The 12,778-nt window shown below is 69.3% G+C and carries 10 protein-coding genes and 1 pseudogene; 3 read left to right on the forward strand and 8 right to left on the reverse strand.

Annotated elements, in window-relative coordinates:
- Positions 1-288: 288 nt before the first annotated feature.
- Complete coding sequence (locus WEB29_06425) at positions 289-705, reverse strand: SRPBCC family protein (GenBank protein MEX2136579.1); 417 nt, start codon at positions 703-705, stop codon at positions 289-291.
- Between the two features lie 124 nt (positions 706-829).
- Between WEB29_06425 and WEB29_06430 the strand changes: the two genes are divergently transcribed.
- Both WEB29_06430 and WEB29_06435 read left to right on the forward strand, forming a co-directional pair.
- Positions 830-952, forward strand: coding sequence for a hypothetical protein (locus WEB29_06430; protein MEX2136580.1), 123 nt, complete (start codon positions 830-832; stop codon positions 950-952).
- 53 nt (positions 953-1,005) lie between these two features.
- Entirely contained in the window at positions 1,006-2,094 is a 1,089-nt protein-coding gene (locus tag WEB29_06435) for a UvrD-helicase domain-containing protein (protein ID MEX2136581.1), read from the forward strand.
- Between the two features lie 462 nt (positions 2,095-2,556).
- Here the strand turns inward: WEB29_06435 and WEB29_06440 are convergent, their stop codons facing one another.
- A complete protein-coding gene (locus WEB29_06440) occupies positions 2,557-3,405 on the reverse strand; it encodes an alpha/beta hydrolase (GenBank protein ID MEX2136582.1) in 849 nt (282 codons plus the stop codon).
- 228 nt (positions 3,406-3,633) lie between these two features.
- On the opposite strand from WEB29_06440, the gene WEB29_06445 reads away from it, so the two are divergent.
- Positions 3,634-5,319, forward strand: a complete 1,686-nt coding sequence (locus WEB29_06445; protein ID MEX2136583.1) for an ATP-dependent helicase — start codon at positions 3,634-3,636, stop codon at positions 5,317-5,319.
- Here the strand turns inward: WEB29_06445 and WEB29_06450 are convergent.
- The 6 genes and pseudogenes from WEB29_06450 to uvrB form a co-directional block, all read right to left on the reverse strand.
- The gene (locus WEB29_06450) at positions 5,283-5,846 is read right to left on the reverse strand and encodes an HD domain-containing protein (GenBank protein MEX2136584.1); all 564 of its coding nucleotides are present in this window, start codon (positions 5,844-5,846) and stop codon (positions 5,283-5,285) included. The two genes, WEB29_06445 and WEB29_06450, sit on opposite strands and share 37 nt — an antisense overlap.
- 8 nt (positions 5,847-5,854) lie before the next feature.
- Positions 5,855-8,782, reverse strand: coding sequence for an excinuclease ABC subunit UvrA (gene uvrA / locus WEB29_06455; GenBank protein ID MEX2136585.1), 2,928 nt, complete (start codon positions 8,780-8,782; stop codon positions 5,855-5,857).
- A 46-nt stretch (positions 8,783-8,828) separates the two neighbouring features.
- Positions 8,829-9,356: a hypothetical protein gene (locus WEB29_06460; GenBank protein MEX2136586.1), complete on the reverse strand. Its 528-nt coding sequence runs from the start codon at positions 9,354-9,356 to the stop codon at positions 8,829-8,831.
- Entirely contained in the window at positions 9,353-9,913 is a 561-nt protein-coding gene (locus tag WEB29_06465) for a uracil-DNA glycosylase family protein (protein MEX2136587.1), read from the reverse strand. The genes WEB29_06460 and WEB29_06465 overlap by 4 nt, the downstream gene beginning before the upstream one ends.
- 104 nt (positions 9,914-10,017) lie before the next feature.
- Positions 10,018-10,626, reverse strand: coding sequence for a hypothetical protein (locus tag WEB29_06470; protein ID MEX2136588.1), 609 nt, complete (start codon positions 10,624-10,626; stop codon positions 10,018-10,020).
- Positions 10,627-10,823: 197 nt separating this feature from the next.
- Positions 10,824-12,776, reverse strand: a pseudogene (gene uvrB, locus WEB29_06475) (excinuclease ABC subunit UvrB).
- Positions 12,777-12,778 lie beyond the last annotated feature (2 nt).

The following is a 12,778-nucleotide window of genomic DNA, read 5'->3' on the forward strand; positions in this document are numbered from 1 at the left end:
GGCAACGCAAGGGTGGCGACGACGATCAGCCGTAATTCAGAACTCGCACATATAGCGGGCTTAGCGAGCGAGGTGGCCGGAGGCCTGAGCGGGCGGTGCCTTGGGACATTGAGGTCGGACGCTCAAGAGGGCTTGCCCCTCCACGGGTCGGATGACCTCGATACCTCGCTCAGCCAGCCACTCGGTCAGTTGCTCGCCCTTGAGGTGATCCCGATCGCCGGTCGCGATCACCGGCGCGTCCCCGCAAGGGCAGCCGCGATCACCGGCGCATCTGACGGATCACGTCGCCTACGTGGTCTCGGATTCGATCAGCTCCTTCATGCGGCGCATGCTCTGCTGGATCGGGCCGGGATCCATCGGTTCCGTCATGGACGGCACATCAATGCTACCGGTGAGCTTGGTGCGATTGTCGCCTTCGGGTTCGAAGACCATCCGGGTGTGCATCTCGATGGGACCGTCGCGAATGACCATGCCGAACGCGTGACCTTGTACGAATTCGACGATCTCCATCGTCCCTTCCACGGGGGCTCCCGTATGGGTGTGACGGCGCCGGATCACCCTTCCGAGCCCGATGGGTCCGTCGGTCAGCTGCTCGAGCTCCATCTCCGGGTCCCAGCGAGGGTGATTGCGGACGTGGTCGACAGCGAAGAACTTGAACACCACGCTCGGCGGCCGATCAATCGTTGTTTCGAACTCAGTCCTCATGGTTCCGTACCCCAGCAGGCATTTTTCAGGTGACGCAGACGGTAGTGCATCGGGGAGAAGGCATGGCGATGAGCAGCTCATGAGTTCGCGGTACCCGCGCCACATACCCTTTCCCGTGGACGCGATGAACCGAATGAGGTTCGTGCCGGGCATGATCGTGGAGCGAGTTCGCGGCGGCGGCCCGCGAGCTGGCGAGCTGGGCACCGAAGGGTTCGAGTTCCACGCTGCCCACGGGAACCACACGTAGCTCCGGTAAGCCATCGTTGATCGCCCAGTAACCGGTTACGTCATCCTCGACCGATGACGATCGCGCCATCCACAGCCGCACGGGCGGCTGACGGCCTACTTGCGTCTCTCGACCCTGAGCAGCGCGCGGCCGCGATGCTGCCCGATGGGCCAGCCCTCATCATTGCCCCGGCCGGGAGCGGCAAGACGACGACCCTGATCGCGCGTCTCGGCGTCCTCGTTGACCGCCGGGTTGCCGCCGACCGGATCGGGGTGGTCACCTTCAACCGTGACGCCGCGGCCGAGCTGGCGGCCCGCGTCGCCGGACGGCTGGCGCCCTACGTGCCAGGCGCCGCGGCGATCGAGGTCCGGACCCTGCACGCCATGGCCCGCCAGGTGCTGCTCGATGCCGGGCGCCCAGTCCGGCTGCTCCCCGACCGTCTCTACCTGCTGCGGGCCGCTCGTGGCCGCCATGGTCTGGCTCGGCGGCGGGCTGATGCTCGCCCTTGTCGCCCGCCGCGCGCGGTAGAGTCCGGGGTTGGTGTGCTCGTCTTCGGCGCGTGGCTGGTCCTCGTCGCAATCCTCGAGCCCGCGGTCCATCCACCGGCTGGCATCATTCTGCGTCACCAGATGAGAGGAGGCAGACCGATGGGCGGTGCGGGCATACGCAGGGCAATCGACGCGGCCAGCGCATATCTCCGAGAGCATCCGGAGGAGGCGCGATCGACCGACAGCGCCGCGACCGCCAGGCTCGTCGAGGGCCTCGTCGTTCGCGTTACTGGCCCCGGCGATGCGAGCATCACGACGGACATGGTTCGATCGGTGGGCGGCACGGCCACGGCGCCGTCGCCCGGCTGGCTGCTGCGGGCGGCCGAGGCGAGCTGCGTGGTCACGCTGATCGCGATGCGCGCGGCGGTGCTCGGTCTTGCTCTCGACAAGGTCGAGGTGACCGTAGACTCGGAGTCGGACGATCGAGGTCTCCTCGGTCTTGACGAAACGGTACCCGCCGGCCCGCTCAGCGGTCGTGTCTCCGTCGCGTTGGCGGCCGCCGGTGTCGATCCCGACACGCTGGAGGAGATCGCTCGCTGGGGTGTGAAGCACTGTCCGGTCTGCGACGCGCTGGAGCGGACCGTGCCAGTCCTAACCGAGGTCTCGACCAGCTGACCGCGGAACGGCTCAGTCGAGCGCTGCGCTCGGAACGTGGGATAGTGAGCAAATCGGCCCAGTTGTACGGTCACGAGTTCGAGTGGGCCGTCGCCGGCTTCAGGCTCAGATTGATAGGTTCAACAGTGCGCGAGCGGGGTGCGTGCCCGCTCGTGAGGACTCGAAACGGCGGATCGTCCCCGTACGATCAATGGCGTCATCAAAGGAGACGTCCTCAATGCCCATCCGCTCGGCGCTGGCCCACGCGGGAAGCGTCGGCGATGTCCAACCGATGCGTCTCGTAGGCAGTCAAGAAGCGCTGTGCTCGGCGGATCGTTCCGGAATGGGCGATCGAATAGCGGAGCCGAGCACCGAATCGGTGGATGGTGGGCGACATTGGACTCGAACCAGTGACCATTTGCATGTCAAGCATTTCCGCCTGAGCGCTGTGCTCTGAAGGCTGGGGCACAGGCGAAATCCGGTTCAGGTTGTCCGGTCACGCCTCCAGCGGGCCTCGGTGCTCGATGGCACCGGCGCCGCAACACTAGCCCGACGAATGGGCAGGATGGTCTGCGGAGCGCCTGCTTCCCCCAGGAAGTCCAGGATGATGCCGTTCAGCAGCTGCGGCTTCTCCATGAACGAGGCATGCGACGTTCCGGGGATCACGGCGAGCTGTCCCTGGGGCAGCGCCTCGTACAGAGCGATGGTGTGGGCCGGGATCACGATGTCGTCGTCGCCGGCCATAACGAGGACCGGGATCTGGATCCTCGCCAGCTCGGCTGCCGCCAGAGCCGGCTCCTCACGCCACATCCGCTGGAGCTTGCCGAAGATGACCGGGAAGTGATTCTGCCCGTCGGGTGAGACGGCCGCATAGCGCTCCCGAGGCGCGGCCCAGGCCTCATCGTCGGGCGTGGCGTCGGTCCACATGTCGGCGCCAATCAAGCCTTCGCGGTGGAAGTTGGCCCCGATCGTGACCAGCTTGCGGAGCAGTACCGGACGTTGGATCGCGATGAGGAAGCCGATGATCCCTCCATCGCTGACGCCCACCAGATGCGCCGGCTCCCCGATGGTCTGCTCCAGGAAGCCGATGGTGTCATCCGCCAGGATCTGGTAACTGATCGGGCCTTCGACGTCCGGCGTATGCCCCCGGCCCCGCTGCTCAGGAACGAAGACCCGATACCGCTCAGCTAGCGCGCGCACCTGCGCCGCGAACGTGTGCACTCCTCCGAACCCGCCATGGAGAAGCACGAGTGGCTTGCCGGCGCCGCTCACCTCGTAGTACGTGTGGACGCCATTCACGTCCGCGTACCTACCGTCGCCCTTCCATGGCACTCTGCGTCGCTCCTGTTTGCCGTGGCCCAGTGGCGTGGGCCCCATCCTACGACGGACGACGGTACCGCCCCTTCAGCGCCGCTGACGCCGCCCGTGAGCATGCTCCGGGGTCAGGTTCCGTTCGACGTTGACGCGGTCTAGCTCTGAACGACCGCGCCGCGCAACGGACGCAGTCCCCGGTAAGCGATCGTTGATCGCCCAGTAAGCGGCGTTCGCGATCATCGGCCGATGACGATCGCGCCATCCGCCGCCGCGTCGGCAACTGGGGCCCTGCTCGGGTCGCTCGATCCCGAGCAGCGGGCAGCCGCCATGCTGCCCGACGGGCCGGCCCAGGTCATCGCCCCGGCCGGCAGCGGCAAGACGACCACCCTGATCGCGCGTCTCGGCGTGCTCCTCGGCCGCGGGGTGGCCGCCGATCGGATCGGGGTCGTCACCTTCAACCGCGACGCTGCCGCCGAGCTGTCGGCGCGCATCGCCAGCCGGCTCGCCCCGGAGGTGCCCGGCGCCGAGGCGATCGAGGTCCGGACGCTCCACGCCCTGGCGCGGCAGGTGTTGCTGGATGCCGGGCGCCCGGTCCGGCTGCTCCCCGACCGTCTCCCGCTGCTGCGCGCCGCGCGTCGGCGGGCGCTCGCCGAGCTGCGCGTCGCCCCGGACGGCGACGATTCCCCACCCGAGCCTCCCGATCCGGCGGCGCTCGACACCATCGTCTCGGCCTGGAAGGTCGAGGGCCGAACGCCGCCGCCCGAGGCGGCGGCCACGGTGGACGCCTTCGCGGCGCTGATGGCGATCCGAGGCCAGATCGACTTCGACGACCTGGTGGTGGGTGCGGTGGCGGCGCTCGAGGGCGATCCGCGGCTTCGCCGCCGGTGGCAGGCCCGCTTCAGCCACCTGTGCGTCGACGAGTTCCAGGACGTGGATGCCGCCCAGCTCCGGCTCGTGCGCCTCCTGGCCGCTCCCGAGGACAACCTGTTTGTGGTTGGTGATGATGATCAGACGATCTACGCCTGGCGCCTCGCGGACGTGCGTCGCATCCTTGGCTTCTCCGAGCTCTACCCGCGCGCCCGGCGTGTCCAGCTCGCCACCAACTACCGATGCCCGCCATCGGTCGTGGCAGCCTCGCGACGGCTGATCGCCGCCAACGCCGAGCGGTTCGAGAAGCGCATCGATGCGACTCCCGGTCGCCGCACCGAGCCGACGGCGATCGTGATGGTGGCATCGGTGGGCCATGACTGGCCTGACCGGCTGGCGGCGCTCGCCGCCGCCGAGTCGTCAAACGGCGGCGGGTGCTGCATCCTCGCTCGGACCCGCGCCGAGCTGACTCCCGTGGCCCTCGCGCTGCTGCGGGCAGGCCAGCCGCACGCGACCACCCTGCCAACGCCGCTCGAGGCCGAACCGGTCCGCGCGCTGCTCAACGCCGTACGCCGCCTGCCACCGGCCGATCCCCCGTTTCCGGAGTTGCTTCGCGAGCGGGCCACGCGCGGGTGGCGACGCGGGGACGGCGACGACGCGCTGGGCGACGACGACCATGCCGCCATCGATGCCCTCCTCGGCTGGGCCGCGGCCTTCGCGCGACTGGATCGTTTCCTGGCGGCCGGCGACGAGGTCCTCGCCCGCCTGACCCGGCTGCGCGACCCGGCTGCGCCGATCGAGCTGGTGACCGTGCACGGCGCCAAGGGACAGGAGTGGCCCACTGTCGTGGTCATCGGGTTCGAGGAGGAGCGCTTCCCCAACCGGCGAGCGCTCCTTGGGGCGCTGGACCCGCGGCGAGCCCTGGAGGAGGAACGGCGCCTCGGCTACGTCGCGCTCACCCGGGCAACGCGGAGGCTGGTACTCGCCTTCGACCCCGCGCGCCCATCACGCTTCCTGGAGGAGATGGGCTACAGCCCGACCTCGGGTGCGATCGCCGAGAGGTAGCGGACCATGCGAGCCACGTGCTCGTCGAAGTCGAGGCCGATCTCCTCGGCGCCGGCCATCAGCATCTCGCGCGGGACGGCGCGCGCAAAGGCCTTGTCCTTCATCCGCTTGCGAACGTTGGCCGGCTCGACGTCCTCGAGCTTGCGAGTGGGACGCATCAGCGCGACCGCGACCAGGAAGCCGGCCAGCTCGTCGCAGGCATAGACCAGGTGGTCAAGTCGGCTTTCACGTGGGATTCCCAGGGCGTCGTTGTGCGAGCGCACGGCGTGGACCACCTCGTCGGGGTAGCCGAGCTCGACCAGCTCATCGGTACCCATCGCACCGTGCGTGGCAGCCTCGGGAAAGCGCTCGTAGTCGAGATCGTGCAGCAGGCCCGCGATCCCCCACATCTCGACGGTGGCGTTGTCGAGCCCGTCGTCGACGGCGTATCCACCCACGCCGGCCTCGACCAGCAGTCCGTGCTTGCGCAGCGACGGATTGACATTCCACTCGTAGAGCAGCGCAAGCGCCTCCGCCCGAGTCGGCATCAGGGCACCTAGCCAGCGACCGCGGCAGGCTCGCGACGGCGGGCGCGCCGCGCGGGAGCCTCCTCGCCCATCCCAAGGGCATGGCGCAGGTACCGCCCGGTGTGCGAGGCGCGCGTTCGCGCGATCTGCTCCGGCGTTCCGGCCGCGACGAGGTCGCCCCCGGCGGCGCCACCCTCCGGGCCGAGGTCGATGACCCAGTCGGCGCTCTTGATCACGTCGAGGTTGTGCTCGATCACCACCACCGTGTTGCCGGTCTCCACCAGGCGCCCCAGCACCTGCAGGAGGCGGGCCACGTCGTCGAAGTGCAGCCCGGTGGTCGGCTCATCGAGGATGTAGAGGGTCTGGCCGGTGGCGCGCTTCGAGAGCTCGGTCGACAGCTTCACCCGCTGCGCCTCGCCGCCGGAGAGGGTCGTCGCCGGCTGGCCGAGGTGGATATAGCCCATCCCCACGTCGTGCAGCGTCTGCAGCTTGTTGCGGATCGACGGGACGGCGCTGAAGAAGGCGAGGGCCTCGTCGACCGTCATCTCCAGGATCTCGGCGACGTTGTGCCCCTTGTAATGGATCTCGAGCGTCTCGCGGTTGTAGCGCTTCCCCTTGCACACCTCGCACTGCACGTACACATCGGGCAGGAAGTGCATCTCGATCTGCACGATCCCCGCCCCCTCGCAGGCTTCGCAGCGCCCGCCCTTGACGTTGAAGCTGAAGCGTCCCGGCCGATACCCCCGCAGCCGCGACTCGGGAACTGCGGCCAGCAGCTCGCGCAGCGGTGCCCACAGCCCCGTGTAGGTCGCGGGGTTCGAGCGCGGGGTTCGCCCGATCGGGCTCTGGTCGATCTCGATCACCTTGTCGATGCGGTCGATCCCCTCGATCGCGTCGTGGGCGCCGGGACGCTCGCGGGAGCCCCAGATCCGCGCGGCCAGCGCTGGATACAGGATCTGCGTCACGAGGCTCGACTTGCCCGAACCGCTCACCCCGGTGACGGCCACGAACCGGCCCAGCGGGAAGGCGATATCGACTCCGCGCAGGTTGTTCTCGCGCGCGCCGCGCACGGTCAGCCACTCCCCGCTGCCCCGGCGCCGCGTCGCCGGCACCGGCACTGCCCGGTCGCCGCGCAGGTAGGCCGCCGTGATCGAGCGCTGGCTGGCCAGCAGCTCCGGCAGCGGCCCGGAGTGGATCAGCTCCCCGCCGTGCTCCCCCGCCCCAGGCCCGATGTCGATCACCCAGTCGGCGGCCCGGATCGTCTCCTCGTCGTGCTCGACCACGATCAGGGTGTTGCCGAGGTCACGCAGCCGCATCAGGGTCGCGATCAACCGGTCGTTGTCCCGCTGGTGCAGGCCGATCGACGGCTCGTCGAGGATGTAGAGGCACCCCATCAGGCTCGATCCGATCTGTGTCGCCAGCCGGATCCGCTGCGCCTCACCTCCGGAGAGCGAGCCGCTCGCCCGGTCGAGGGTCAGGTAGTCGAGCCCGACGTCGACCAGGAAGCCGAGCCGCGCGCGAATCTCCTTGAGCACCTGCCGCGCGATCTGGTTCTCGCGATCGGTGAGCAGGTCGGACAGGCCGGCATACCAGGCCAGCGCATCGGTCACCGCCAGCCGGGTCGTCTCGATGATGTTCCGATCGCCGACCGTCACGGAGAGCGATTCGGGCTTGAGGCGCATGCCGCCGCAGGTCGGGCACGGCCGCTGCGTCATGTAGCGCTCGATCTCGGTCTTGGTCGCCTCCGAGCTGGTCTCGCGATAGCGGCGCTCGAGGTTGGGCAGGACCCCTTCGAACGTGGTCGAGTAGGAGTGCTCCTGCCCCTGGCGCGACTTGTATCGGACCGTGACCCGCTCCCCGTGGTTGCCGCGGAGCAGGATCTCGCGCGCCTCGTCGGTGAGCTCGCCGATCGGCGTGTCCGTCCGGAACCCATACCGGTCCGCGACCGCCTCCAGGATGGTGGCGAACCACGATGCGGTCGCCACCATGCGGCGCCACGGCAGGACCGCCCCTTCGGCGAGGGACAGCGACGGGTTGGGCAGGACCCGGTCGGGGTCGATCTCGAGCCGATTGCCGAGCCCCGTGCAGGCCGGGCATGCCCCGTGCGGCGAGTTGAAGCTGAAGTTGCGGGGCGCCGGCTCCTCGAAGCTGCCCCCGTGCACGGGGCAGGCGTAGCGCTCGCTGTAGAGCCGGTCGCTTCCCTTCGGCCCGTCGTCAGGAAGGTGGACCAGGAGCGTTCCATCCGAGAGTCGCAGGGCGGTCTCGATCGAGTCCGCCATGCGGGAGGCATCGGGCCGGGGAGCGCCGTCGTCATCGGTCCGTCGCACGACCAGTCGGTCGACCACGATCTCGATCGAATGCTTGAACTTCTTGTCGAGGTCGATCTGCTCGTCAAGGTCACGCAGCTCCCCGTCGACCCGAACCCGCACGAAGCCGCCCTGCTTGGCGCCGGCCAGGAGCTTCTCGTGCTCGCCCTTGCGGTCGCGCACCAGCGGGGCCAGCAGCATCAGTCGCGTCCCCTCGGGGAGCTCGTAGAGCTGGTCGATGATCTGCTCCACCGTCTGGCGCGCGATCTCGCGTCCGCAGATCGGGCAGTGCATGCGGCCGATCCGGGCAAACAGGAGGCGCAGGTAGTCGTACACCTCCGTCACGGTGCCGACCGTCGAGCGCGGGTTCCGGCTGGAGCCCTTCTGGTCGATGCTGATCGCCGGGCTGAGGCCGTCGATCTGGTCGACGTCCGGCTTCTCAATCTGGCCAAGGAACTGCCGCGCATAGGCGCTCAGCGACTCGACGTAGCGACGCTGTCCCTCGGCGTAGATGGTGTCGAAGGCAAGGCTGCTCTTGCCGCTTCCCGAGAGGCCGGTGATCACGATCAGCCGGTCGCGCGGCATCTCCACGTCGAGGTTCTTGAGGTTGTGCTCGCGCGCGCCGCGCACGACGATCCGGTCGGAGGGCATCGGGTCGATGATATCAGACCGATGTGAACGCCTGTTCTGTTCTGGGCTACCGCAGCAGGCCGTCGTAGGTGCTCACCACGAAGGTATTGCGGCAGCGAATGACCCGATCCGGGACGCAGCGCTCCGCCGACGGGTCGTCGAAATGACCGGTGAAGATGAGCTGCTGGAGCCGCAGGTTCGCCCCGCCTGGCTGCGCCCGCGACGGGAAGGGCCGTCCGTCGGGGGCCGCCAGTCGCAGCCCGTCGCGCTCCAGCTCCGCCTGGGTCACGTCGTCGCTCGGCTGTTGTCTCAGGAGGACCCGCAAGGGGCATTCACGCTGGAGCCAGGCGACGGAGGGGTCCACTCCCCCGTCGTCCCCGACGCAATCACCTGCGAGCTCGGCGTACCAGCCCACGATCCGCAGCTCAGCGCTGCCGTAGCGCGCCGCCGGATCCTGCTGCGCCAGGATCTCCCCGACCGGGTACTCCGTCAGCTCCGGCCGCGGCTCACCCAGCGAGCCCACCACCAGCATCGTGAAGACGAACACGCCGAGCGCAGCCACCAGCGCAGCGCCGATCCGGGTCTCACGATTCATGGGGCCGCGCCGAGCGCCTGCCAGCGAGCCGCCAGCAGGTCGATCCCGCGTCGCCAGAGCTCGACTCGCGCCGGGTCATTCAGCCAGGTTGACGCCCCCGATGGATGTGGCAGCGCGATCACCGATGCGCCCGGTGCTGCCTCCCAGGCAAGCTCCTGGCCGACCAGGTCGTCGAGACGGGCGCTCGCGCCGAACGCGTGCCGATGCGCCAGCCCGCCGACCAGCGCAATCAGGCGCGGGGCGAGGAGACGCAGCTCACTCTCGAGGTAGGGCGCCCAGCGCAGCACCTCCGCCCGCGACGGCGGCGAATCCACCGAGGCTCCCGGTCGACGCCCCGGATAGCACTTCGCGACCGAGGTCACGTACCAGCGCGAGCGGAAGTCGTCGACGCTGACCCCGGCGAGGCCGAGCCAGCCGAGGAGCCGCTTGCCAGCGTCGTGCGCGAACGGCAGGCCGGTCTCGATCTCGCGCCAGCCAGGAGCCTGCCCGATGAGCATCGCCAGCTCGCGTCCGTCGCCCGAGAGGACCGGCGCCGACCCGCCCTCGCAGCGTGGCATCGAGTCCTGCAGGGCGCGCAGCGCGGTCCCCGGCGGGGCGCGCCGCGGCTCCGGGATCGGCCAGTCGCCCGCGTGACGTACCCGTTTGGGGCTCGGGGATGCGATCAGCCGGCCGCTCCCCGCAGCTGGTCGGCGAGGCGCAGGTCGTCGGCGATCGCGAGCCGCACTGCGCGCCGCACGCCGTCCCCCATGGCGCCCGCGCTCTCCAGCGCGACGGTCAGGGCATCCCGAGCCTGGTACAGGCGATCGATCGGCGCACCGCTGAGCTTCGTTGGCGCGGCGCCAAGCTGGGAAGCCAGCAGGACGTCCTGCTCTGCGATCTGGTCGAGGGCGTCGGTGGGTGCCTCCTCCCCGGCCGCGTCGAGGCGGTCTGCAAGCAGCTCGCGAGCCAGCTCGAGCCAGTGCAGGTAGCGGCCGAACTCGTCGTCGCCGGGCGGCAGGTCATCAAGGCTAAAGGCCGCACGGCTGCCATCCGCGACCGCGGCGCGCTCCACCTCGTACCAGTTGTCGCCCAAGAAGGTGGGGGCCTCCTCGCCGCCGGCGCGGAGCCAGTCCACGAAGCGCGCCACCCGGCGAGGCATCTCATTGGTTGCCTCGGTGTCGGACGCAGCGAAGACGGCGCAACCGGGCAGCTCCGCGGCGTAGGCGGCCACCGTCGCGCCGTCGTCGATCCCCGTCTCGACAAAGATGGCGTGCGGCATCGTGCCGGCCATGGCTTCGGCTACGGCCGGCGACGGCGGGGTGGCCGGCGGCGCGATCCGGCCGCCACGATGTTCGGCCGTGCCGCCGTGCTGAAGACCTCGCGCGGCGCCCGTCGCGCCTCGCCGCCGAATTCCCCCGCCTCGGCTGCCGCCGCGTAGACGTCGGCGGGGATGCTCCCCGGGGCCGCGGCCAGCTCCTCGCGCAGGCGGCGCAGCTGCAGGATCTCGTCGCGCAGCGCCGCGGCGCGTTCGAACTCCAGGTTGCGCGCCGCCTCCTTCATCTGCGCCTCGAGCCGGCCCATCATCGCAGCCAGCTCTTCCGGCTCCTTGCCGGCCACGTCGAGCTCGGTGCGCTCCTCGGCGACGCGGCGCAGGCCGGAGTTGATGTCGCGGATCTCCTTGATGATCGTCTCGGGCGTGATCCCGTGCTCGAGGTTGTAGGCGACCTGTCGCTCGCGGCGACGGCTCGTCTCCTCGATCGCCGCACGCATCGAATCGGTCTCGCGATCGGCGTACATGATCACGCGTCCCCCGATGTTTCGAGCCGCGCGGCCGATCACCTGGATCAACGAGCCGCCCGAGCGCAGGAAGCCCTCCTTGTCGGCGTCCAGGATCGCGACCAGCGTCACCTCCGGCAGGTCGAGCCCCTCGCGCAGCAGGTTGATGCCGACCAGGACGTCGTACACCCCCAGCCGCAGGTCGCGCAGGATCTCGACCCGCTCCAGGGTGTCGACCTCGCTGTGCAGCCACTGCACCTTGATGCCCAGCTCGGCCAGGTAGTCGGCCAGGTCCTCGGCCATCTTCTTGGTGAGGGTGGTGACCAGTGCCCGCTCGCCGCGCGCCACCGTGTCGCGGATCTCGGCCAGCAGGTCGTCGATCTGGCCGGACGTCGGTCGCACCGTGATCTGGGGATCGATCACGCCGGTCGGTCGGATGAACTGCTCGGCGACGCGCTCGGCTCGCTCCCTCTCATACGGCCCCGGCGTGGCGCTCATGTAGATCACCTGGTTCAGGTGGTCCTCCCATTCCTCGAAGGTGAGTGGCCGGTTGTCGAGCGCGGACGGCAGGCGGAACCCGAAGTCGACCAGGATCTCCTTGCGGGTCCGATCGTTCTTGTACATGCCATGCACCTGCGGCACCGAGATATGGCTCTCGTCCACGATCAACAGGAAGTCGGTCGGGAAGTAGTCGATCAGGGTCCACGGCCGGCTCCCCGCCTCGCGCCCGGCCAGGTGGCGGCTGTAGTTCTCGATCCCGGAGCAGTAGCCGACCTCGCGCATCATCTCCAGGTCGAAGTCGGTCCGTTGCTTGAGGCGGGCAGCCTCCAGGTCGCGTCCCTCTCTGGCGAGCCCCGCCACCCGCTCCTCCATCTCGGCCTCGATCTTGGTGATCGCCACCAGCAGCTTGTCGCGCGGCGTGACGTAGTGCGAGGCGGGGTAGAAGTTCACCTCGCGGCGCTCGGCCAGCACCTCGCCGGTCAACGAGTCGACCTCGACGATCTTCTCCACCTCGTCGCCGAACATGTCCACGCGGACCAGGTACTCACCGTGCGGTGGCTGCACCTCGAGCACGTCGCCGCGGACTCGGAAGCGTGCGCGTGCCATGGCCGCGTCATTGCGCTGGTACTGCAGGTCGACCAGGTGCCGCAGGATCCCGTCGCGCCGGTAGTGCCCGCCCACCTTGAGGTTGATCACGGTCGCCCCGTAGTCGACCGGCGCCCCCAGCCCGTAGATGCACGATACCGAGGCAACGATGATCACGTCGCGCCGCTCGAAGAGGGCGCGGGTGGCGTTGTGCCGCAGCCGGTCGATCTCGTCGTTGCGCGACGAGTCCTTCTCGATGTAGGTATCCGACCGCGGCAGGTAGGCCTCCGGCTGGAAGTAGTCGTAGTAGCTGACGAAGTACTCGACCGCGTTATCGGGGAAGAACTCGCGGAACTCCTGGTACAGCTGCGCGGCCAGCGTCTTGTTGTGTGCCATCACCAGCGTCGGCTTGCCAACCGCCTCGATGACCTTGGCAACGACGAAGGTTTTTCCCGTTCCCGTGGCTCCCAGCAGGACCTGGTGCTTCAGCCCGGTCTGCACCCCGTCGACCAGCGCCCCGATGGCGGCCGGCTGATCGCCGGTCGCCTCGAATGGCGCGTGGACCTTGAGATCGGGCATGA

Source organism: Chloroflexota bacterium (assembly GCA_040902225.1).
GTDB lineage: Bacteria > Chloroflexota > Limnocylindria > QHBO01 > QHBO01 > CF-167.